The organism is Actinoplanes sp. NPDC049599 (assembly GCF_044465625.1).
Taxonomy (GTDB): domain Bacteria; phylum Actinomycetota; class Actinomycetes; order Mycobacteriales; family Micromonosporaceae; genus Actinoplanes.
Window position 1 is genome coordinate 1 of the sequence record NZ_JBITLX010000023.1, and the last position, 20,926, is coordinate 20,926.

Below are 20,926 nucleotides of genomic sequence, written 5' to 3' on the forward strand. Positions count from 1 at the left end.
CGGGCGACTCCGAAGGGCCAAACCTTCATCTCTCGCACAGCATCAACTCCAGAGCCTGCCTACAAACACAACTCCTTCGCTGTTCAGGGCACAAATGCTGATACAAGATCGGTGCGTGAGCCTTGACCGGAGGTTCGTTATCGGTGAAGTGTGGTGTTTTGTCGTCGCGGCGAGGCCGGATGGTGGAACGCCCGCCCAGGTGTTGAGACAACGAACCGGGAGGTGGGACGGCCGTCCACGATACGAGCGCGGCGTCCGCAATCCGGGAACACCCATCGGCAGCGCTCACCTTCGCCGGGACGGTCACCTTCGCCGGCGCGGCGGGCGCTGCGGGTGTCAGCCGAGGGGGAGGTCACCTGTCGTGCGAAACCCGACCGGGACGCCACCGGACAACCCACCCGGACCGAGGCACGACCAGTCAATCCCCCGGGACTCGGTGAGGGCAGTACACGACCGACGCGCGGGCTTGTCGTTCCGCCAGAGCGCGGCGGTCGGGCGAGAACGGCGCTAGAAGTCGAACGTCGGCTCGGCGACCACCGCGCGCTCGACGTCGACGCCCAGGTTGGCCAGGTCCTCCACGAAGTCCGGGTAGCCCCGGTCGATGTGGTGCACCTCGCCGACCTCGGTCACGCCGTCCGCGCACAGCCCGGCGATGACCAGCCCGGCGCCCGCGCGGATGTCGGTGGCCCGCACCGGCGCCCCGGACAGCCGCTCGCGGCCGTTCACCACGGCGTGGTGTCCGTCGGTGCGGATGTCGGCGCCCAGGCGCACCATCTCGTTCACGAACATGAACCGGCCGTCGAAGATGTTCTCCGTGATCAGCGACGAGCCCGCGCTGACCGCGGCCAGCCCGATCGCCATCGGCAGCAGGTCGGTGGCGAAGCCCGGGTACGGCAGCGTCACGATGTCGATGGCCTTGGGGCGCTCGTCCATCCGCACCCGGAACTGGTTGTCACCCGGCTCGACCACCGCGCCGGCCGAGACCAGCTTGTCCAGCGCGATCTCCAGATAGGCCGGCTGCACCCCGTGCACGGTGACGTCGCCACGGGTCATCGCGGCGCCGAACGCCCAGGTGCCGCCGACGATCCGGTCGCCGACCGTGGTGTGCCGCACCGGCTTGAGCGCCTCCACGCCCTCGACCGTCAGGGTCGAGGTGCCGGCGCCGGTGATCTGCGCGCCCATCGCGGTGAGCATGTCGCAGATGTCGACGATCTCCGGTTCCCGGGCCGCGTTGTCGATCTCGGTGACGCCCTTGGCCAGCACCGCCGCCATCAGCAGGTTCTCGGTGGCGCCGACGCTCGGGAAGTCCAGCCAGATCTTGCCGCCGCGCAGGCCGCCCGGCGCCGAGGCGATGACAAAGCCGTGCTCGCCGGAGATCTCGGCACCCATCCGGGCCAGGCCGGCGACGTGCATGTCCAGCCCGCGCGAGCCGATCGCGTCGCCGCCCGGGTGGGCCACCCGCACGTAACCGCGGCGGGCCAGCAGCGGGCCCAGCACGCAGATGGACGCGCGCAGCCGGCGCACCAGGTCGTAGTCGGTCTCGCTGCCCGGCTCGGCGGGCACGTCGATGGTGGCCTCGCCGCCGGCCAGCGACACCTCGCAGCCCAGCCGGCGCAGCACCTCGGCCATGATGGCCACGTCGGTGATGCGGGGGACGTTGGCGACCACGCTGCGGCCCTCGGCGAGCAGCGCGACGGCCATGAGCTTGAGCGCGGAGTTCTTCGCACCGCCGACCGAGACGTCGCCGGACAGGCGGGCGCCACCCTTGACTCTGATCACATCCACGCGAGCCATCGTATGGGTCGCGCTCACCGGGCTCCGTAGGGTGGGGGGCATGGCCGTGCATCTCACCCGCATCTACACCCGTACCGGCGACGCCGGTTCGACCCGACTGGGCAACAACGAGGTGGCCGCGAAGACCGATCCCCGGGTGGTCGCGTACGCGGACGCCGACGAGTGCAACGCGGCGATCGGCGTCGCGCTCGCGCTGGGGTCGCTGGCCCCGGACGTGAAGAGCGTGCTGACCGCGGTGCAGAACGATCTGTTCGATGTGGGCGCCGACCTGTGCAACCCGCTGGCCGAGGACCCGCCCTACCCGCCGCTGCGCATCACCGAGGCATACGTGACCCGGCTAGAGGGCTGGTGCGACGAGTACAACGACCAGCTGCCCGCGCTCGACTCCTTCGTGCTGCCGGGCGGAACACCGGGGGCGGCGCTGCTGCACGTGGCACGCACGGTCGCGCGGCGCGCGGAACGGTCGGCGTGGGCGCTGTACGAGCTGGAGCAGGAGCGGACGTCGCTGCTGCCGGCGAAGTACCTGAACCGGCTCTCCGACCTGCTGTTCATCCTGGGCCGCACGGCCAACCCGGGCGGCGACGTGAAGTGGGTGCCGGGCGGGGTTTCTTGAGCCTGCACCACGTGGAGCTGTGGGTGCCCGACCTGGCGTCGGCCCGCGGCCCGTGGGGCTGGCTGCTCGGCGAGCTGGGCTGGCAGCCGTACCAGGACTGGCCGTTGGGCCGCTCCTGGCGGCACGGGGCTACGTACCTGGTGCTGGAGCAATCCCCGGCGCTGTCCGGCACGGCGCACGACCGGCTGGCGCCCGGCCTGAACCATCTGGCATTCACGGTGGCCGGTGAGGCGGAGGTGGATCGGCTCGCCGCCGCGGCGCCCGGCCACGGCTGGGCGCTGATGTTCACGGATCGGCATCCGCACGCCGGCGGGCCGCAGAGCTACGCGGCCTACCTGGAGGACGCCGGGGGCTACGAGGTAGAACTCTGCGCCGGCCCGCCCTGATCGGCGCGGAAGGTGGACCGCAGCTCGGTCAGCCCGGCCTCGGTGCCGATGCCACCGCGCTGCCCGGGGTGCTCGGTGTAGTGCCGCAGCGTGTGGGCGACGAACGCCGGGGCCACCTGCAACCGTCCCGCCGGCAGCCGTACGGGTGTGGCCACGCCGTGGAGCATCCGGTAGATCGTGATGGTGTCCGGATTGCGCTTGGCCGGCGGTGGCGGCCCGCCGGGGATCAGCTCGCCCCAGGTGAGGCGCAGCCGGCCCAGGTGGTGCCACAAGGTCACCGCGTCCCGGTCCATCGTGAGCCGGGGCCGGTCGCTGATCGTCAATGCCACGGTCACTGCCACTGTCATCCCCACCAGCAGGATGCTGACCGGGAACACGTATCCGAAGGTGGCCATCCGCATCCGGTCACCGCCGGGCACCCGCTCGGTGATCAGCCCGGAGCCGGCCAGCCAGCCCAGCAGGATCGCGTAGGGGCCGGTCCAGCGCGGCGCCGCCGACGCCAGGAAGCGCGCCGGGGCCGGCCCGCCGGTCTCGATCCGCCAGGTCTCCGCGCGTCGCCGCGCGCGCCGGGTCAGCAGGAGATAGCCGGCCAGCGGCAGCCCCACTGAAGCGATCAGGGTGGCCACCCAGGCCGCGAGGGCCGGCTGCCAGGCGTCGATGCGCCAGGTCAGCGGCGTGATCCAGAAGGTGTCCAGCACCCGCAGCCCCAGAGCCAGCAGTGCGAACGGCAGCGCGGCGAGCCGGGCGGTGGTGGTGGACACCGCCGGAGCATAGATCAGCGTTCGGCGGGGCGCGGGGTGATCTTCGGGCGGGGGGCCACGGAGCCCGGTTGGCCCGGGGGGCCCGCCTCCAGCCAGGAGAGGAAGCCGGTCACCGTGGACTCGGCCATGGCGATCTCGAGCTGGGCACTGCCCGTCGTGCAGAGCAGGATGACCCAGTGGCCGGGCATGGTCAGGCGTTCCGGTCCGGCCGGCAGGCGGCGGTGGCCGACCAGCAGGGTGCGGCGGTTCAGCACCCGTTTCGGGCGGATCCCGAAGCTGAACATGCGGTGGAAGCGGAGCTCGTCACCGACGAACTGGCCGATCCCCGAGGACCAGCCGCGGCCGGGCACCATGGTGCTGACCCGGACCTGGAGCTTGATGGTGCCGCCGCCGGCCATCAGCAGCCGGCGGCGGATGAAAACCGCGCCCAGCACGGCGAGCAGCGCGACGACGCAGATTCCGATGATCTCCAGAACCCGCATCGTCGGCGTCAGTGCGCGTCGGGGGTGGCGGGGGTGGCACTCTCCGCGAGGACGGTCACGCCGTTGGCATCGACGGAGAGGAAGCCGCCCGCTACGTCGTAGGTGAGCTGCTCACCGCCGGCCAGCTTGACCCGGACCTGGGAGGGCTCCTTGAGCAGGCCGAGCAGCGGGGAGTGGCCGGGCAGAACGCCGAGCTCGCCCTCGGTGGTGCGGGCGACGACCATCTCGGCCTCGCCGGACCAGACCTTCTCCTCGACGGCGACGACCTGGACTTGCAGCTGCTTGGCCACGCTGTCTCCTAAAGCCTGCGGAACCGATTCCGCTGAAGTCTAAACGGCTGGGTGACCCGTCGGTGCCGGGGGTGGCGACCACCACTGGGACACCTCAGAGTTTCTGCAGGAAGTCCGGGTGATTGATCAGGAACGACGGGATCGTGTCGTTCTGCACGGACTTGAAGAAGTCGTCGGCGCTCGGCTCGAGGCCCTCACCGAGATACTTGCCGTTCGTGATGATGCTCTGGCCGGGCAGCTTCACCAGGGTCATGTCGTCGGCGCGCAGGCTCTTGAGGGCCAGGCCCCAGTCGACCACCGAGTGGCCGTTGCCGTCGAAGATCAGCGCGTCGCCGGCGGCCTTGAGGACCTTGTCGAGCTTGACCGGGTTGGTCACCACGTTCTTGCTCAGCGCCTGCGAGGTCATCGCCTTGATGAACTGCTGCTGGTGCCGCTGGCGGTCGTAGTCGCTGCGCGGCAGGCCGTACCGCTGCCGGACGTAGTCCAGCGCCTCCCAGCCCTCCAGGTGGTAGGTGCCCTTCTTGTACGTCTTCTGCGGCCCGACGTACGGGTGCTCGCAGTTGTTGCTCGCGCACTCCGGCCGGCGGGGCCGCGGCTTGCCGTTCGGCTGCAGGTGCTCCGACTTCACGTTCTGGTCGACGGTCATGGTGACGCCGTCCATGGCGTCGACGATGTCCTTGAACCCGTTGAAGTTGATGATCGCGCCGGCGTCGAACTTCTTGATGCCGGTCAGCTGGCCGACCGTCTTGGCGAGCAGGTCGAAGCCCTGCGCCACGTCGTGCTTGCCGCCGCCGACCGAGCTGCCGTACGACATCGCGGCGTTGATCTTCGACGTGCCGCCGCGGAAGTTGGTCTTCGGGAACGGCGGGATCTGCACCCGCAGGTCCCGCGGGATCGAGTAGAGGTATGCCCGCTTCATGTCCTTGGGGATGTGCACCACGATGATCGAGTCGGACAGCGGCGCCGTGGTGTCGTTCCGCGGGTCGATGCCGACCAGCAGGATGTTCAGCGGGCCCTTGATGTCGCTCACGGCCTGTTTGGTCGCGCCGCTGGCGGCGTTGCCGAAGAGGTCCTTGGTCTCCACCGCGTTCGCGTAGCGCGACACCAACACCTGGCTGGTGACCAGCGCGCCGCCGCTGAGGACCATCAGGACACATCCGAAGATCGCGCAGAGCCGCGCCCACAGAGGCGTGCGCGGGCCGCTCTTCGGTCTCTTGCTCTTCGCCACTCGATCCCCAACCATGCCGGTCGTCACCTTCGCGATCAACGGGCATGATCGCAGGGCCGCGCCACAAGCAGTGCCAAGAGTATCCGAACAACAAAAGAAACATTCGCGTCCGAATACCCTCGCCGTCCGTGGTCAAACGGACATAACGGGCATTGGGAAACGGATGAGCCGCGCCGGCGATGCCGGCGCGGCTCACGGGAGATCCCGCAGGATCAGCCCTTCATCAGCTCGTGTGCGTTCTTCTCGAGGTCCTCGAGGCCACCGCACATGAAGAAGGCCTGCTCGGGGTAGTTGTCGTACTCACCCTCGCTGATCTTCTTGAACGCCTCGATGGTCTCCTTCAGCGGGACCGTCGAGCCGGGAACGCCGGTGAACTGCTCGGCGGCGTACGTGTTCTGGGACAGGAAGCGCTCGATGCGGCGGGCCCGCTGCACCGTGACCTTGTCCTCCTCGGAGAGCTCGTCCATGCCGAGGATGGCGATGATGTCCTGCAGGTCCTTGTACTTCTGCAGGATCCGCTGCACCTCGCGGGCGACCGCGTAGTGCTCGGCACCGACGAACTCGGGCGCCAGGATCCGCGAGCTGGAGGCCAGCGGGTCCACGGCGGGGTAGATGCCCTTGTCGGAGATCGACCGCTCGAGGTTGGTGGTCGCGTCCAGGTGGGCGAAGGTGGTCGCCGGCGCCGGGTCGGTGTAGTCGTCGGCGGGCACGTAGATCGCCTGCAGCGAGGTGATCGCCTTGCCCCGGACCGAGGTGATCCGCTCCTGCAGCTCGCCCATCTCGTCGGCCAGCGTGGGCTGGTAACCCACGGCCGACGGCATGCGGCCGAGCAGCGTCGAGACCTCGGAACCGGCCTGGGTGAACCGGAAGATGTTGTCGATGAAGAGCAGCACCTCCTGGTTCTGGACGTCCCGGAAGTACTCCGCCATGGTCAGCGCGGACAGGGCGACCCGCAGGCGGGTGCCCGGCGGCTCGTCCATCTGGCCGAAGACGAGGGCGGTCTTGTCGAGCACGCCACCCTCTTCCATCTCCAGGATGAGGTCGTTGCCCTCGCGGGTGCGCTCACCCACGCCGGCGAACACCGAGGTGCCACCGAAGTTCCGGGCCACCCGGATGATCATCTCCTGGATGAGCACCGTCTTGCCCACGCCCGCGCCGCCGAACAGGCCGATCTTGCCACCGCGCACGTACGGCGCCAGCAGGTCGAGCACCTTGATGCCGGTCTCCAGCATCTCGGTCTTCGGCTCGAGGTCGGCGAAGGCCGGGGGCTTGCGGTGGATGCCCCAGCGCTCGGTGATGTTCAGCGTCGACGGGTCGACGTTGAGCACCTCGCCGAGGGCGTTGAAGACGTGGCCCTTGGTCACGTCGCCGACCGGCACCGTGATCGACTCACCGGTGTCGGTGACCTCGGCCCCGCGGACCAGGCCATCGGTCGGCTGCATCGAGATGGCGCGGACGATGTTGTCGCCCAGGTGCTGCGCGACCTCGAGGGTCAGCGTCTTGGTGCCCCCGGAGAGGGTCACGTCGACGTGCAGCGCGTTGTAGATGTTCGGCATCGCGTCGCGGGGGAACTCGGCGTCGACGACCGGGCCGATGACCCGGACTACGCGGCCGACACCGGCCTGCGTCTTGGTGGGCTCAGCAGTAACAGTCATCATCCATCACTTCCCGCCGCGGCCAGCGCGTTGGCGCCGCCGACGATCTCACTGATTTCCTGGGTGATCGCAGCCTGCCGCGCGGAGTTCATCTCGCGCGTGTACCGCTTGAGCAGGTCGTCCGCGTTGTCCGACGCGCTCTTCATCGCCCGCCGCCGGGACGCCGACTCGCTGGCCGCCGAGCTCAGCAACGCCGCGTAGATCCGCGTGTTGAGATACTTCGGCAGCAGCGCGTTCAGCAACTCCTCGGCCTCGGGCTCGAACTCGTAGGCCGGCCGCAGCCCGGGCTCCCGTTCGCGCTCCTCGACCTGCATCGGCGCCAGGAAGCGCGCCTCCGCGGTCTGGGTCATGAGCGACTTGAACTGCGTGCTCACGATGTGCAGCTCGTCGACGCCCTGGATGCCGTCCGGACCGTAGTGGCCGTCCGCGTCGTCCGTGCCCGCGACGAACGCCTCGAGCAGCGCGTCGCCGATGGTGCGGGCGTCGGCGAACGACGGCCGCTCGGAGAAGCCGGTCCAGCTCGTCTCGATCGGACGGTTCCGGAAGCGGTAGTACCCGACGCCCTTGCGGCCGACGATGTACAGCGCCACTTCCTTGCCGTCCGCCCGGAGGCGGGCCATCAGCTGCTCCGCGGTGCGGATCGCGTTGGCGTTGTAGGCGCCGGCCAGGCCCCGGTCGCTGGTGACCAGCAGGACGCCCGCGCGCCGCACCCGCTCACGCGACTGCAGCAGCGGGTTGTCGACCGACGCGTTGGACGCCAGCGCCGTGAGCACCTGGGTGATCGCCTCCGCGTACGGCTTGGAGGCGTTCACCCTCTCCTGCGCCTTGGCGATCCGGCTGGTCGCGACCAGTTCCTGCGCCTTGGCGATCTTCTTGGTGGACTTGACGGTGCGGATGCGCCGCCGAAGTGCCTGTACCTGACCGGCCATAGCTCAGCTCAGCTCTCGTCCGTGGAGGACGAACGGACCTCGCGGGTCACCGTCTCCCGGCTTTCGCTGCCGTCCGCCAGGGGCTCGGCCTGCGCCTCGTTGCCAACCGGGCTGCCGGTCTCGCCCTGCTTGAACAGCGGCTTGAACTCGTTGACGCCGCTCTGCAGGGTCTCGACCTGCTCGTCGGACAGCTGCCCCGTCGACTCGATCGCCGTGAAGACGTCGCCGCGGTTGCGCTTGACCCAGTCGAGCAGCTCGCCCTCGAAGCGGCGGACGTCGCCGACCGGGATGTCGTCGAGCTGGCCGGTGGTGCCGGCCCAGATGATGATGGTCTGCTCGGCCACCGAGTAAGGCGAGTACTGCGGCTGCTTGAGCAGCTCGACCAGGCGGACGCCCTTCTCCAGCTGGGCCCGCGACGCCTTGTCCAGGTCGGAGGCGAAGGCCGAGAAGGCCTCCAGCTCGCGGAACTGGGCCAGGTCGAGCCGGAGCCGGCCGGAGACCCGCCGCATGGCCTTGACCTGCGCCGAGCCGCCGACCCGCGACACCGAGGTGCCGACGTTGATGGCCGGGCGCACACCCGAGGCGAACAGGTCGGCCTCGAGGAAGATCTGGCCGTCGGTGATCGAGATGACGTTCGTCGGGATGTAGGCCGAGATGTCGTTGGCCTTCGTCTCGATGATCGGCAGCCCGGTCATCGAGCCCGCGCCCAGGTCGTCGGAGAGCTTCGCGCAGCGCTCCAGCAGGCGGGAGTGCAGGTAGAAGACGTCACCCGGGTACGCCTCGCGGCCCGGCGGGCGGCGCAGCAGCAGCGACACGGCCCGGTACGCCTCGGCCTGCTTGGTCAGGTCATCGAAGACGATCAGGACGTGCTTGCCGTTGTACATCCAGTGCTGCCCGATGGACGAGCCGGTGTACGGGGCGATGTACTTGAAGCCGGCCGGGTCGGACGCCGGCGACGCGACGATCGTCGTGTACTGCAGTGCGCCCTGGGCCTCGAGCGTGCCCCGGATGCTGGCGATCGTGGTGGCCTTCTGGCCGATGGCGACGTAGATGCAGCGAACCTGCTTCTCCGGGTCGCCGGACTCCCAGTTGGCGCGCTGGTTGATGATCGTGTCGAGCGCGACCGTGGTCTTGCCGGTCTTGCGGTCGCCGATGATCAGCTGGCGCTGGCCCCGGCCGATCGGCGTCATGGCGTCGATCGCCTTGATGCCGGTCTGCAGCGGCTGCTTCACCGGCTGCCGGGACATGACGTTCGGGGCCTGGAGCTCGAGCTCGCGGAAGCCCTCGCTCTCGATCGGGCCCCGGTCGTCGATGGGCTCGCCCAGCGCGTTCACGACGCGGCCCAGGTAGGCGTCGCCCACCGGGACCGAGAGGACGCGGCCGGTCCGCTTGACCTGCTGCCCCTCCTCGATGTGGGTGTAGTCACCCAGCACCACGGCGCCGATCTCGCGGACGTCGAGGTTCAGGGCGACACCCAGCGTGCCGTCGGCGAATTCCAGCAGTTCGTTCGCCATCGTCGAGGGCAGGCCCTCGACGTGCGCGATACCGTCGCCCGCATCGGAGACGATGCCGACCTCCTCGCGGGAGACCTCGGGCGAATAGGACGAGACGTAGCGCTCTAGCGCCCCCCGGATCTCGTCCGAGGAGATGGTCAGCTCGGCCATCCTCTGCCTTCTCTAGTCGGCTCGGGGCGTCGCCGCCGCCGAGGGCGTGCTCGGGACGTCGCCGCCACCGAGGGGAAAAACTATTTAGCGAACGCCTGCCGGGCTTCGTTGAGTCGCCGCAGGGTCGTGCCGTCGTAGAGATCGGAGCCGACCCGGACGCTGACGCCGCCGATGATGGCAGGATCCACATCGACCTTCAGCGAGACCTGCCGACCGTAGATGTCGGACAACTTCGCGGCGAGCCGCTGCTCCTCGTCGTCGCCGAGCAGCTTGGCGACCGTCACGTAGGCGACCTCACGGTCGCGCTTCGCGGCGGTCAGCTCGACCAGCCGGCTCAGCGAGGCCTCGAAGCTGCGCCCCCCGAAACCCTCGAGCGCGACCTCGATGAGCCGCCCCGTGCCCGCCCGGACCTTGCCTTTCAGCAGGTCTCGGACGAGTTTAACCCGACGGTCGATCGATGCACCGGGGTCACTGAGCGTGACCGCCAGCTCGGCGTCGCCCGCCACGACCTGCCCGAAGCGGAACAGCTCGTCCTCGACCTCGGCCAGCTCGCCCGCCTTGTCGGTGGCCGCCAGCACGGTGTCGACGCCGAGGCGCTCCGCCGCGTCGAGCAGCTCGGCGGGCCGGCTGAACCGGCCGCTCACCAGGGTCGCCACCGCTTCCACGGCGGCCGTGCCGAGCTTGCCGGCGACCAGCGAGCGGAGCAGCTCCGCCCGGTCGTCGCCGCTGCGCGACGGATCGGTCAGCGCGCGGCGCAGCCGCGGCTGGCCGCGCAGCAGCCGCGCCACCGACAGGATCTCGTCGGCGGTCGTGGCGAGCTGCGCGGCGGTCGCCGTCTGCGTGGCCGCGGTCAGCTTCTCCGCGGCGGCGGCGTACGACTCCCGGTTGACGGTCGCCATCAGCGCCGCCCGGTGCCGGTGCCGGCGCCCAGGTCGGAGATGAACCGGTCCACCGTGCCCCGGCTGCGCGCCTCGTCCGCGAGGGACTCGCCGACGATCTTGCTGGCCAGGTCCACCGCGAGCGTGCCCACCTCGGCGCGCAGCTCACGCACGATGCTCTCGCGCTGCGCGGCGAGCTGGTCGCGCCCGGCCGCGATGATGCGGTCGGACTCCTCCCGGGCCTTGGCGAGAACGTCCTGACGGATGCCCTCGGCGTCGGCACGGGCCTCGTCGCGGATGCGGGCGGCCTCGGTGCGGGCCTCCGACAGCTGCGCGCGGTACTGCTCGAGCAGCTCGTTCGCCTCGGCCTGGGCGGCCTCGGCGCGCTTGATGCCGCCCTCGATCGCGTCGACCCGCGCCGCGAACGTCTTCTCCATCACGGGGAAGACGAACTTCATCAGCACGAAGCAGAGCACCGCGAAGGCCACGGTGCCGACCACGATCTCTTCCCAGATCGGGATGATCGGGTTGTGCACGGACTCTTCACCGGCCTCGGCGGCCAGATAGGTAAGAGAAAGCATGACGACCTCCTAGCGAGGGGAAGGCTTAGAGCTGTCCCTGCCAGATGAAGCCGAAGGCGATGCCCAGCAGCGCGAGCGCCTCGATGACGGCGAAGCCGATCCAGACGTACGGCAGGGTCAGGCGCGACGACTCCGGCTGACGGGCCGTCGACTGGATGTAAGCCGAGAACACGAGGCCTACACCGATGCCGGGGCCGATTGCCGCGAGGCCGTACCCGATGGCGGCGGTGCTACCAACAACTTCGGCGAGAATCATTGCTCAGTTCCTCCTGGTATCTCGCGTGGCTGTCACGCGGGACGACAACGGGGTCTTGCTTGGAACAGCTGACTAAATGCTCTTCAGGTGTTGCCGTTGTTACGAGGTAGCTCAGTGCTCGTCGGCGAGCGCGCCCTGGACGTAGCTCGCGGTCAGCACCGTGAAGACGTAGGCCTGGAGGCAGATGACCAGGAACTCCAGGAACGTCAGCGCCATCGTCATGATCCACGAAACGACGGCGACCGGAGCCAGCCAGGCGTTCGCGCTGATCATTGCGAAGCCGCCGAGCGTGAACACCAGCAGCAGCATGTGGCCGGCGAACATGTTGGCGAAGAGCCGGACCGCCAGCGAGAACGGGCGGACCATGAAGTTCGAGAAGAACTCGATCGGGATCAGCAGCGGCAGGATGAACCACGGCGCCGGCGGAATCAGCGCCGCCTTCATGTACTTGAAGAAGCCGCCGTGGTGCCGGATGCCGACGTAGATGAACATCACGTAGCTGATCACCGCGAGCAGCGCCGGGAACGCGATGTGCGAGTTCGGCGAGATCTGGACCAGCGGCACGATGCCGAAGAGGTTGTTCAAGAGAATGAAGCAGAACAGCGTCGTGAGGTACGGCGCGAACGCGACGCCGCGCGGCCCGATCATCTCGACGGCGATGTTGTTGCGCACGAATCCGTAGAGGCTCTCGGCCATCCACTGCTTCTTCGTGGGCACCAGCTGCGGCTTCCGGTTGGACACCAGGAAGAAGACGATGATGACCGCGACGGCCACCCAGACCAGCAGAGTGATCTTGGTGAACCAGTACGTGTCGTGAGCGCCCCACGGCAGGATGCTGGGCAGGTAGAAGTCCTCGACGCTGGGCGGGAACTCCGCTGCGAGGACCGTCGACTGACCGATCACCGTAGCCCTTTCCTGTCAGGCGCCGAGACGGCGCACGATGAGGTAGACACCGCCGGCGATACCAACGACCGCGCCGATCCCGGCGAAGATGCCCTTGGTGCCGACGTAGTGGTCGACCAACCAGCCGATTCCGCCCCAGACCAACATGCCCCCGAGGAGATAGCTGACCGCCGTCATCCCCATGCCCGTATCGGGCGGGTTTTGACCGTCGTCGTCCTGGGGTCTGCGGGGAGGTTCTTGACCGGTCATGACGGCCCGAACGATATCAGCAGGTAACACGAAGCTAAGCGGGACCCCCCGCACAACCGCAGTTGTCCAGGCGTCAGGGGTCTCGTTGCTCGGCAACACGGTACTCCCCCTCCGCCAGAACCGGACACCTTTGTCGACCAGCCGTCACCGGATCGTGGACAGAGCCCCCCGAAACCGGCATTGACCAGTCGAAACGTCCGTGCCGAAGATCACTTCGACAGGCTGGTCCGGGCCACCCACCAGATCTGCACGGCGGTCCAGCCCAGCACCCCGGCGACGATCCCCCAGCCCAGCGCGGTCCGTCCCGGCCAGTCCGAGGAGACCACGAACGCGAGGATCACGCCGAGCAGCGTGTACTTCACGACGTAGGTCAGCATCCCCAGCGGCATCAGCAGCGCCGGGCGCACGGTGTCGGCCCAGGCGAACACGAGGGTCGACATGGTGAAGCTGACCGTCACGATCCCCACTCCGGCCGCCGCACCCACCGCGGCCGGGCCGCCGCCGGCGAAGAAGCCCACCGAGGCGGCGCAGATCAGCAACCCCATCGAGAACGCGGTCAGGAACGGCAGGTGCTCGACCCGCCAGCGCGGATCGGCCGGCAGCGGCGGCAGATCGGGCAGCGGGCGGTTGTCGTCATCGTCGAGGTCCGCGGGCCCGGGCTGGTACGGCACCACCCAGTCGGCAGCATCCTTCACGCCGGCACCCCGGTCTGCGCGTACGCGGGGAAATGCCGGACCAGCTCGGCCACCTCGTCGGCGGTCGCGCGCAACTCGGCGGCGCCGGCGACCGAGTTCGGGTCCGCGCGGACGGCCGCGGCGATCAGGCCGGCGATCTGCCGCATCTCGCCCTCGCGCATCCCCTGGGTGGTCACGCTCGGGGTGCCGACCCGGATGCCCGACGCGGTCATCGGCTTCTCCGGGTCGTACGGGATGGCGTTCTTGTTCAGGGTGATCCGGGCCCGGTCACAGCGCGCCTCGGCGTCCCGGCCGCTGACCCCGGCGTCGCGCAGGTCGACCAGGGCCAGGTGGGTGTCGGTGCCGCCGGAGACCGGGCGCATCCCCTCGGCGGCCAGCCCGGCGGCCAGCGCCTGGCTGTTGCGGACCACCTGGCTCGCGTACGACTGGAAGCCGGCCAGTGACGCCTCCCGCAGGGCGACGGCCTTCGCGGCGATGACGTGCATCAGCGGGCCGCCCTGGGTGAACGGGAAGACGGCCTTGTCGATGCGCGCGGCGAGTTCCTCACGGCACAGGATCATGCCCCCTCGCGGCCCGCGCAGCACCTTGTGGGTGGTGCAGGTGACCACATCGGCATACGGTACGGGCGACGGCACCGCCCGCCCGGCCACCAGCCCGATGAAGTGCGCGGCGTCGACCATCAGATAGGCGCCGACCTCGTCCGCGATGTCGCGGAACGCCTTGAAGTCGATCAGCCGCGGGTACGCGGTCGCGCCGCACACGATCAGCTTGGGCCGGTGCGCCTGGGCCAGGTCACGGACCTCGTCGTAGTCGATCAGCTCGGTGTCCCGGCGCACGGTGTAGCCGATCGGGTGGAACCACTTGCCGGAGAAGTTGACCTTGCTGCCGTGGGTCAGGTGGCCGCCGTGCGGCAGGCCCATCGCCAGCACGGTGTCGCCCGGCTGGATCAGCGCCGCGTACGCCGCCATGTTCGCCGACGAGCCGGAATGCGGCTGGACGTTGGCGTGCTCGGCGCCGAACAGCTCCTTCGCCCGGTCGATCGCCAGTTCCTCGGCGCGGTCCACCTCGGCGCAGCCGCCGTAGTAGCGCCGCCCCGGATAGCCCTCGGCGTACTTGTTGGTCAGCGTCGAGCCGCTCGCCGCCAGCACGGCCGGCGAGGTGAAGTTCTCGCTCGCGATGAGCTGGAGCCCGCCGCGCTGACGGGCCAGCTCGCCGACGATCACCTCGGCGATCTCCGGGTCCTCGAGTTCGAGCGCGGCGAAGTCGGGACCCCAGAAAGTGTCCATGGCGCTCTCCCTCACCTCGGCGACGCTGCCGGAATCGAGCATATGGCTTATCGGGCTCTGCCTGCGGGCACAGTGGTGGTATGCGTTGTCTAGTCACGGGCGCCACCGGGTACATCGGCGGCCGCCTGGCACCCCGTCTGCTCGAAGCCGGCCACTCCGTGCGCTGCCTGTCGCGCAGTGCCGCCCGGCTCCGGGACGTGCCCTGGGCCGGCCGGGTAGAGGTGGTGGAGGGCGACCTGTCCGACCCGGCGACGCTGCCGGCCGCGTTCGAGGACGTGGACGTCGCCTACTTCCTGGTGCACTCGCTCGGGCAACGCGACTTCGAACGGATCGACCGCGAGGCGGCGCACAACTTCGCCACCGCGGCCAAGGCCGCCGGGGTCAGCCGGATCGTCTACCTCGGCGGCCCCGAGCCGCCCGCCGACGAGCACCCCTCGGCCCACCTGCGCTCCCGGGCGGAGGTGGCGCGGATCCTGCTGGACAGCGAGGTGCCCACGGTGGTGCTGCGGGCCCCGGTGATCATCGGATCCGGCTCGGCGTCGTTCGAGATGCTGCGGTACCTCACCGAGCGGCTGCCGATCATGATCACCCCGCGCTGGGTGCGGAACCGGATCCAGCCGATCGCGGTCCGCGACGTGCTGCGCTACCTGATCGGCGTCGCGACGCTGCCGGCCGAGGTCAACCGCGGTTTTGACATCGGCGGCCCGGACGTCCTGACGTATCTGGAGATGATGCGCCGGTACGCCCGGGTCGCCGGCCTGCGCCGGCGGATCATCATGCCGCTGCGCCCGCTGAGCCCCTGGCTGTCGGCGCACTGGGTCGGCGCGGTCACGCCCGTACCGAATGCGATCGCCCGGCCCCTGGTCGGCAGCCTGATCCACGAGGCCTTCGCGCACGAGCACGACATCGCGCGATACGTCCCCGACGACGGCCTGCTGGGCTTCGACGAGGCGGTCGGGCTGGCGCTCGGCAAGGTCCGCGACGCGAACGTGGAGACCCGCTGGTCCAACGCGGTGGGCCGGGACGCGGCCGCCGAGCCGCTGCCCAGCGACCCGGACTGGTCCGGCGGCAACATCTACATCGACGAGCGGACCCGCGCGGTGGCCGCGCCGCCCCGGGCGCTGTGGCGGGTGATCGAGGGCGTCGGCGGCGACCACGGCTGGTACTCGTTCCCGCTCGCCTGGTCGGTGCGCGGCTGGCTGGACCGGCTGGTCGGCGGGGTCGGGCTGCGCCGCGGCCGGCGCGACCGCGACCACCTGCTGGTCGGCGAGGCGCTGGACTGGTGGCGGGTGGAGGAGATCAAGCCGGGCGAGCTGCTGCGGCTGCGCGCCGAGATGCGGGTGCCGGGGCGGGCGTGGCTGGAGATGTCGGCCGAGCCGGGGCCGGACGGGACCAGCATCTACCGGCAGCGGGCCATCTTCGTGCCGCGCGGGCTGGCCGGGCACGCGTACTGGGCGAGCGTGCTGCCGTTCCACGGGGTGATCTTCAGCGGCATGGCCCGCAACATCGCCAACCAGGCCACCCGTTAGCGGGCGGCGCGGGCCAGCCGGTCCCGGACGGCCAGCCAGTCCTCGGTGTCCGGGGGCGCCTGGACGATGATCGTGCCGACCCCGGCGTCGTCCAGGCGGTGCAGGGCGGCGTACAGGTCGGCCGCGTACTCGCGCGGGTCGGCGCTGAGCACCTCGGCGGCGTCGTAGTCGCCGGCCGTCTCGTAGCTCAGCACCGCGACCGGCGCGGCCAGGCCGGACCGGTCCACGGATGTCACGTCGTCGACGAGCAGAACCGTCGCCTTGGGCGCGTAGTGGCGCCGGCCCATGCCCGGTGAGGACCGGGCCGTGCCGTCGGCGACCGCGCCGGGCAGCGCGATCGCGCCGGTCACCTCACGCAACGGGCGTAACGCCAGCGCACCCGGGCGCAGCAGCGTAGGGGTCGGCGTGGTCAGGTCCAGCACCGTCGACTCGATGCCCCAGGAGGCCGGTCCGCCGTCCAGCACCAGCGGCACGTCCGGCAGGCTGCGCAGCACGTGCTCGGCGGTGGTCGGCGAGATGCCCTCCGAGCGGTTCGCGCTCGGCGCGGCCAGCGGCAGCCCGGCGGCCGCCAGCAGGCGCAGCGCGACCTCGTGGGCGGGCACCCGGATGGCGATCGTGGGGGTCGGCGCGCCGATCTGCGGCAGGTGCCGGGCCCGCTCGACCACCAGGGTCAGCGGGCCGGGCCAGAACTGCGCGGCCAGCTCGTTCGCGGCGTCCGGCCACTCGTGCGCCAGCGCCCGGGCCGCCGCCACGTCCGCCACGTGCACGATCAGCGGGTTCCAGGACGGGCGGTTCTTCAGCCGGTAGACCTCCGCGATCGCCCGCGCCGAGAAGGCGTGCGCGCCGAGGCCGTACACGGTCTCGGTGGGGAACGCGACCACGGATTCGGCGCGCAGCAGCCGTACCGCCCGGCGCAGCCCGTCGGCGTCCGGTTCGACGATCGTCACGCGGGCCTCGGCGCTCCCGGCAGCAGGGCCTCGACCAGCATGAACAGCGTCTCGTCGATGTCGTCGGCGATGCGCTGGAAGGTCTGGTCGCCGCGGCCCCACGGGTCGTCGAGGTCGTCGCCGGGCAGCGGCTCGGTCTCGCCGCGCAGCCGGTCGGCCGCCGCCACGAGCGCGACGGCCCGGGTGCGGAACGTCTCCTCCTCGGTGCCGGCCGGCGGCAGCGACTTGACCTCCACCTCGCGCAGCAGCCGGCCCAGGTGGCCGAGGACAAACGTGCGGGACGCCGCGCCGGGCACCAGGGCGTGCACGTAGTCGCTCTGGTCGGCGGTCGCGGTCAGGATCAGGTCGGCCCCGTCGAGCTGGGCGCTGGTCAGCTTGCGGGCGGCGAAACCGTCGGCGCTGCCGCCGCGCAGGGTGATCTGCCGGGCCGCGGGCGGGTTCATCTCCTCGCCCTCGTGCCAGCCGCCGGTGCCCGCGCTGACACTGCGCAGCAGGCCGGCGAGCTCCACGTCGGGATCGAGCTTGCCGAGCCGCTGCGCCGCGGCCAGCACGAGCAGCCGCTCGGCCATCGGCGACCGGCAGATGTTGCCCATGCACACGTGCAGCACAGTGAACGGCATCAGGCCTCCACGGCCAGGATGTCCGGCACGACGTCGCGGAGTTTCTCGTACGGCACCGCGCCGTTGCGCAGCACCCGCGGCACGTCACCGGTCACGTCGACGATCGTGCTGGGCGCCGGATCCAGGGCCGCGCCCGCCTCGAGGTAGATCCGGACCGCGTACTCCAGCTGGTCGCGGGCCTCCTCCGCGGTGGCCGGCGCGGGCTGACCGATCTTGTTGGCCGTGGTGACCGCCATCGGGCCCATCTCGCGCAGCACCTCCAGCGCCACCGGGTGCAGCGGCATCCGGACCGCCACCACCCCGCCGGTCTCGCCCAGGTCCCACTGCAGGCTGGGCGAGTGCTCGACCATGATGGTCAGCGCGCCCGGCCAGAAAGCGTCGGCCAGCTCGCGGGCCGCCTTGGGCAGCGAGTAGACCAGGCCGTCCAGGGTGTGCCGGGAGCCGACCAGCACCGGCGGCGGCACCCGGCGGTCCGCGCCGCGCGCGTTCTGCAGGGCGTTGACGGCGTGCGCGGTGAAAGCGTCCGCGCCCACGCCGTAGACGGTGTCGGTGGGCAGCACGACGAGTTCACCGCTCTTGACCGCCTCGACGGCCGCGGCGATGCCGCGATCGCGCTCGGCCACGGCCCGGCAGTCGTAGAGCATCACAAGATGCAGTGTGCCATGGTGCGCGCGAACTGGCTCACACGCGGCGGGCCGTCGCGAATCGTGGGCGCCCGGTGAGGTCGTCGTGCGCGACGACCGCGGTGAAGCGCCCGTCGGCCCGCAGCAGCTCCGGCACGGCCGCGGCGTGCACGTCGTCGTGCTCGATGCCGACCACGCCGCCGGGCCGCAGCAGCGCGGCGGCCAGCCCGATCACCGGCCGGATCACGACCAGGCCGTCCGCGCCGCCGAAGACCGCCTCCGCCGGGTCGTGGTCGGCGACCTCCGGCGGTACGGCGGTGCCGTCCGGCACGTACGGCGGGTTGCACAGCAGCACGTCGACCATGCCCCGGCACTCCGCCAGCAGCCGCGGATCGGTGACGTCCCCCTCGACCACGCGCACCACCGGGAACGGCTCCGCGTTGCGCCGCAGGTAGGCCAGCGCCGCCGGTGACCGCTCCACCGCGAGCACCCGGCCCGGTGCCGCCTCGTCGGCCACGGAGAGGGCGATCGCACCCGTACCGCTGCACAGGTCGACCACCGTGGCACCCGGCGCCGTGTGCTCGATGCCCCAGCCGGCCAGCAGCTCGGTCTCTGGCCGCGGCACGAAGACCCCGGCACCGACGGCCAGCTCCAGGTGCCGGAAGGCGGCGGTGCCGAGCAGGTGCTGCAGCGGGATCCGCCGGGCCCGCTGCTCGACCAGCGCGGTGAACCGGCCCAGCTCGGCGCCGCGCACCGTGTCGATCAGCAGCAGCCGGCCGCGGCCCACCCCGAGGGCGTGCGCGGCGAGCAATTCCGCATCGACCCGGGGCGATGCGACCCCCGCCGCGGCCAGTCGCGCGGTGGCTGTCGCCAGCGCGGGTGCCAAGCGCGTCCGGTCCGTCCCCTCCGAGGGGTGTTCGTGCGTCGGCGTCACGGCATAATCATGGAACGTCGTCTCTCGACGGTGACCGGCCGGGTCACTCGTCGATGAACGGCGTCGGCAGGAGGGGCCTGGATGGCCGTGGCGGCACCATGACGTGGTTGGACCAGCTACCGGAATCCGTCGACGACCTGCGCAGCGCCGGCAGGCTCCAGCAGGTGGGCAAGTCCGCGGAGGCGCTCGCGATCCTCGACAAGGTGCTGGCCTCCTCGGCCGACCCGCTGACCCGGGCGTACGCGCTCGTCCAGCGGTTCGGCGCGCTGATCAACCTGGGCCGGGCGGCCGAGTTCGCCACCGCGATGACGCTGGCCGCCAACGCCGTCCGGGAGACCTCCGACCCCTATCTGCGCGGCCAGATGCACGCGTTCGCGGCCCTCGGCGCCCATCTGCAGAGCGCCCTGGACCGCGGCGTGACCCACCTCGTGCAGGCGTCCCGGGCGCTGGCAGCGGTGCCGGTCGGCGACAGCGAGACCGCGTGGGGCTGGCACGACCTGGCCATGGCGTACAGCTATCTCGGTTTCCACGGCCAGGCGCTGACCGCCATCGAGCAGGCCCGGCAGGTCGGCGCCGCGGCCGGCATGGCCAGCGAGGTCTTCGCCGCCCCGGGCATCCGGCTGCGCAACGCGGTCTCGCTGGACCACCAGGGCGACACCGACGGCTGCCTGCGGGTGCTGCGCGACATCGACGCGGAGCTGACCCGGTACGTGGCCACCGGCGCCGACGTGCGGCTGCGGCCCAGCAGCCGGCCGGTCTACGGCTACGCGCTGGCCCGGCGGGCGGCGCTGGGCGAGTCCACCGAGACCGACGTGGCCGCCCTGCTGACCGGCGGCGGTGACAGCGTGCGCTCCCGCGACCTGCGCCACCTGGGCACGGTGTGCCTGGACATCGCGGCCGACAAGGCGGGCGAGGCGCTGCGCAAGCTCGACGCCGTGCCGGTCTCGCAGGAGATCCTCGGCCCGGCCGAGCCGGCCCGGTTGCGCAGCATCTGCCACAGCTCGGCCGGCGACCACGAGGCCGCGCACGCCGCCGACCGGTACGCATTCCGCCTCGCCGCCCAGCGCATCGACCGGCTCCGCGACGGCTACCTGGACGGGGTCGCCGCCCGCCTGGACGCCCAGGAGACCCACCGCGACGTCGGCCGGTACGGCGACGAGACGCTCACCGACCCGCTCACCGGCCTGCCCAACCGCCGCCAGCTGGAACGCTACGTGGGGGCGATGCTGGCCCGCGGCGAGCGCGCGGCGATCGGGGTCTGCGACCTGATCGGCTTCACCGCGGTGAACGCCCGGCACGGCCGGCACTGCGGCGACCTGGTCCTGCAGCGCATCGCCGGGGTGCTCAACCGGGTCATGCGGCGCGGCGACTTCGTGGCCCGGTTCGCCGGCGACGAGTTCGTCGTGGTGCTGCCCGGCGCCGGGCCGACCCAGGCGGCGGAGGTGTCCCGGCGGATCAGCGCGGCGGCGGCCGCGGAGAACTGGCAGGTGCTGGTCCCGGGCACCCCGATCGGGCTGGCGGCGGGCTGGTCCGAGGTGGGCACGAACGGCCGTACGCTCAGCGCCGCGCTGGCCGCGGCGGCATCGCACCGCACCCCCGCATAACGCGCCCGGGTCCTACGCT

23 protein-coding genes are annotated in these 20,926 nt (G+C 71.0%); 4 read left to right on the top strand and 19 right to left on the bottom strand.

Annotation, left to right across the window (positions count from 1 at the left end; all coding sequences use genetic code 11):
• Positions 1-507 precede the first annotated feature (507 nt).
• Positions 508-1,794: a UDP-N-acetylglucosamine 1-carboxyvinyltransferase gene (murA, locus tag ACIBQZ_RS31405; protein ID WP_396092570.1), complete on the bottom strand. Its 1,287-nt coding sequence runs from the start codon at positions 1,792-1,794 to the stop codon at positions 508-510.
• A 40-nt stretch (positions 1,795-1,834) separates the two neighbouring features.
• Between murA and ACIBQZ_RS31410 the strand changes: the two genes are divergently transcribed.
• Complete coding sequence (locus ACIBQZ_RS31410) at positions 1,835-2,407, top strand: cob(I)yrinic acid a,c-diamide adenosyltransferase (RefSeq protein ID WP_396092440.1); 573 nt, start codon at positions 1,835-1,837, stop codon at positions 2,405-2,407.
• Positions 2,383-2,793, top strand: a complete 411-nt coding sequence (locus ACIBQZ_RS31415; protein WP_396092441.1) for a VOC family protein — start codon at positions 2,383-2,385, stop codon at positions 2,791-2,793. The genes ACIBQZ_RS31410 and ACIBQZ_RS31415 overlap by 25 nt, the downstream gene beginning before the upstream one ends.
• Here ACIBQZ_RS31415 and ACIBQZ_RS31420 read toward each other — a convergent pair.
• The 14 genes from ACIBQZ_RS31420 to glyA all read right to left on the bottom strand — a co-directional run bounded on the left by ACIBQZ_RS31420 (position 2,760) and on the right by glyA (position 14,650).
• Positions 2,760-3,554, bottom strand: coding sequence for a hypothetical protein (locus ACIBQZ_RS31420; protein ID WP_396092442.1), 795 nt, complete (start codon positions 3,552-3,554; stop codon positions 2,760-2,762). The two genes, ACIBQZ_RS31415 and ACIBQZ_RS31420, sit on opposite strands and share 34 nt — an antisense overlap.
• Positions 3,555-3,568: 14 nt before the next feature.
• Positions 3,569-4,036: a DUF2550 domain-containing protein gene (locus ACIBQZ_RS31425; RefSeq protein WP_396092443.1), complete on the bottom strand. Its 468-nt coding sequence runs from the start codon at positions 4,034-4,036 to the stop codon at positions 3,569-3,571.
• Between the two features lie 8 nt (positions 4,037-4,044).
• Entirely contained in the window at positions 4,045-4,326 is a 282-nt protein-coding gene (locus tag ACIBQZ_RS31430; protein WP_396092444.1) for a F0F1 ATP synthase subunit epsilon, read from the bottom strand.
• A gap of 94 nt (positions 4,327-4,420) precedes the next feature.
• On the bottom strand, positions 4,421-5,581 hold the full coding sequence (locus tag ACIBQZ_RS31435; RefSeq protein WP_396092445.1) for an LCP family protein: 1,161 nt from the start codon (positions 5,579-5,581) through the stop codon (positions 4,421-4,423).
• Positions 5,582-5,766: 185 nt separating this feature from the next.
• Positions 5,767-7,212 (bottom strand): F0F1 ATP synthase subunit beta, encoded by a 1,446-nt coding sequence (gene atpD / locus ACIBQZ_RS31440; protein WP_396092446.1) that lies wholly within the window; start codon positions 7,210-7,212, stop codon positions 5,767-5,769.
• Positions 7,209-8,138 carry a F0F1 ATP synthase subunit gamma gene (locus ACIBQZ_RS31445; RefSeq protein ID WP_396092447.1) on the bottom strand — a complete coding sequence of 310 codons (930 nt, stop codon included), beginning with the start codon at positions 8,136-8,138 and terminating at the stop codon, positions 7,209-7,211. The genes atpD and ACIBQZ_RS31445 overlap by 4 nt, the downstream gene beginning before the upstream one ends.
• Positions 8,139-8,146: 8 nt before the next feature.
• The gene (gene atpA / locus ACIBQZ_RS31450; RefSeq protein WP_396092448.1) at positions 8,147-9,802 is read right to left on the bottom strand and encodes a F0F1 ATP synthase subunit alpha; all 1,656 of its coding nucleotides are present in this window, start codon (positions 9,800-9,802) and stop codon (positions 8,147-8,149) included.
• Between the two features lie 80 nt (positions 9,803-9,882).
• Entirely contained in the window at positions 9,883-10,704 is an 822-nt protein-coding gene (locus tag ACIBQZ_RS31455) for a F0F1 ATP synthase subunit delta (protein ID WP_396092571.1), read from the bottom strand.
• Positions 10,701-11,261, bottom strand: a complete 561-nt coding sequence (locus ACIBQZ_RS31460) for a F0F1 ATP synthase subunit B (RefSeq protein WP_396092449.1) — start codon at positions 11,259-11,261, stop codon at positions 10,701-10,703. Before ACIBQZ_RS31460 ends, ACIBQZ_RS31455 begins: the two co-directional genes overlap by 4 nt.
• 25 nt (positions 11,262-11,286) lie before the next feature.
• Complete coding sequence (locus ACIBQZ_RS31465) at positions 11,287-11,517, bottom strand: F0F1 ATP synthase subunit C (protein WP_396092450.1); 231 nt, start codon at positions 11,515-11,517, stop codon at positions 11,287-11,289.
• Between the two features lie 111 nt (positions 11,518-11,628).
• Positions 11,629-12,420, bottom strand: a complete 792-nt coding sequence (atpB, locus tag ACIBQZ_RS31470) for a F0F1 ATP synthase subunit A (RefSeq protein ID WP_396092451.1) — start codon at positions 12,418-12,420, stop codon at positions 11,629-11,631.
• Positions 12,421-12,435: 15 nt separating this feature from the next.
• Complete coding sequence (locus ACIBQZ_RS31475; protein ID WP_396092452.1) at positions 12,436-12,669, bottom strand: hypothetical protein; 234 nt, start codon at positions 12,667-12,669, stop codon at positions 12,436-12,438.
• Between the two features lie 209 nt (positions 12,670-12,878).
• Positions 12,879-13,364, bottom strand: a complete 486-nt coding sequence (locus tag ACIBQZ_RS31480; protein WP_396092453.1) for a hypothetical protein — start codon at positions 13,362-13,364, stop codon at positions 12,879-12,881.
• Positions 13,361-14,650, bottom strand: coding sequence for a serine hydroxymethyltransferase (glyA, locus tag ACIBQZ_RS31485; RefSeq protein ID WP_396092454.1), 1,290 nt, complete (start codon positions 14,648-14,650; stop codon positions 13,361-13,363). The genes ACIBQZ_RS31480 and glyA overlap by 4 nt, the downstream gene beginning before the upstream one ends.
• 80 nt (positions 14,651-14,730) lie before the next feature.
• Here glyA and ACIBQZ_RS31490 point away from each other — a divergent pair, with 80 nt between their 5' ends.
• The gene (locus tag ACIBQZ_RS31490) at positions 14,731-16,179 is read left to right on the top strand and encodes an SDR family oxidoreductase (RefSeq protein ID WP_396092455.1); all 1,449 of its coding nucleotides are present in this window, start codon (positions 14,731-14,733) and stop codon (positions 16,177-16,179) included.
• On the opposite strand, the gene ACIBQZ_RS31495 is transcribed toward ACIBQZ_RS31490, so the two are convergent.
• The 4 genes from ACIBQZ_RS31495 to prmC are packed head-to-tail and all read right to left on the bottom strand — an operon-like array spanning position 16,176 to position 19,303.
• On the bottom strand, positions 16,176-17,126 hold the full coding sequence (locus ACIBQZ_RS31495; protein WP_396092456.1) for an L-threonylcarbamoyladenylate synthase: 951 nt from the start codon (positions 17,124-17,126) through the stop codon (positions 16,176-16,178). The genes ACIBQZ_RS31490 and ACIBQZ_RS31495 overlap by 4 nt on opposite strands.
• Positions 17,123-17,749 carry a phosphotyrosine protein phosphatase gene (locus ACIBQZ_RS31500; protein ID WP_396092572.1) on the bottom strand — a complete coding sequence of 209 codons (627 nt, stop codon included), beginning with the start codon at positions 17,747-17,749 and terminating at the stop codon, positions 17,123-17,125. Before ACIBQZ_RS31500 ends, ACIBQZ_RS31495 begins: the two co-directional genes overlap by 4 nt.
• Positions 17,746-18,390 (bottom strand): L-threonylcarbamoyladenylate synthase, encoded by a 645-nt coding sequence (locus ACIBQZ_RS31505; RefSeq protein ID WP_396092573.1) that lies wholly within the window; start codon positions 18,388-18,390, stop codon positions 17,746-17,748. Before ACIBQZ_RS31505 ends, ACIBQZ_RS31500 begins: the two co-directional genes overlap by 4 nt.
• A gap of 37 nt (positions 18,391-18,427) precedes the next feature.
• Entirely contained in the window at positions 18,428-19,303 is an 876-nt protein-coding gene (gene prmC, locus ACIBQZ_RS31510) for a peptide chain release factor N(5)-glutamine methyltransferase (RefSeq protein WP_396092457.1), read from the bottom strand.
• Positions 19,304-19,401: 98 nt separating this feature from the next.
• Between prmC and ACIBQZ_RS31515 the strand changes: the two genes are divergently transcribed.
• Positions 19,402-20,907 (top strand): diguanylate cyclase domain-containing protein, encoded by a 1,506-nt coding sequence (locus ACIBQZ_RS31515; protein ID WP_396092458.1) that lies wholly within the window; start codon positions 19,402-19,404, stop codon positions 20,905-20,907.
• The last annotated feature ends 19 nt before the right edge of the window (positions 20,908-20,926 follow it).

Coding starts and splice junctions, on each gene's coding strand:
- ACIBQZ_RS31425 (WP_396092443.1), bottom strand. CDS start 4,036: ATGCGGGTTCTGGAGATCATCGGAATCTGCGTCGTCGCGCTGCTCGCC.
- ACIBQZ_RS31445 (WP_396092447.1), bottom strand. CDS start 8,138: ATGGCCGGTCAGGTACAGGCACTTCGGCGGCGCATCCGCACCGTCAAG.
- atpD (WP_396092446.1), bottom strand. CDS start 7,212: ATGATGACTGTTACTGCTGAGCCCACCAAGACGCAGGCCGGTGTCGGC.
- atpA (WP_396092448.1), bottom strand. CDS start 9,802: ATGGCCGAGCTGACCATCTCCTCGGACGAGATCCGGGGGGCGCTAGAG.
- glyA (WP_396092454.1), bottom strand. CDS start 14,650: ATGGACACTTTCTGGGGTCCCGACTTCGCCGCGCTCGAACTCGAGGAC.
- murA (WP_396092570.1), bottom strand. CDS start 1,794: ATGGCTCGCGTGGATGTGATCAGAGTCAAGGGTGGCGCCCGCCTGTCC.
- ACIBQZ_RS31490 (WP_396092455.1), top strand. CDS start 14,731: ATGCGTTGTCTAGTCACGGGCGCCACCGGGTACATCGGCGGCCGCCTG.
- ACIBQZ_RS31460 (WP_396092449.1), bottom strand. CDS start 11,261: ATGCTTTCTCTTACCTATCTGGCCGCCGAGGCCGGTGAAGAGTCCGTG.
- ACIBQZ_RS31505 (WP_396092573.1), bottom strand. CDS start 18,390: ATGCTCTACGACTGCCGGGCCGTGGCCGAGCGCGATCGCGGCATCGCC.
- ACIBQZ_RS31515 (WP_396092458.1), top strand. CDS start 19,402: ATGACGTGGTTGGACCAGCTACCGGAATCCGTCGACGACCTGCGCAGC.
- ACIBQZ_RS31410 (WP_396092440.1), top strand. CDS start 1,835: ATGGCCGTGCATCTCACCCGCATCTACACCCGTACCGGCGACGCCGGT.
- ACIBQZ_RS31475 (WP_396092452.1), bottom strand. CDS start 12,669: ATGACCGGTCAAGAACCTCCCCGCAGACCCCAGGACGACGACGGTCAA.
- ACIBQZ_RS31465 (WP_396092450.1), bottom strand. CDS start 11,517: ATGATTCTCGCCGAAGTTGTTGGTAGCACCGCCGCCATCGGGTACGGC.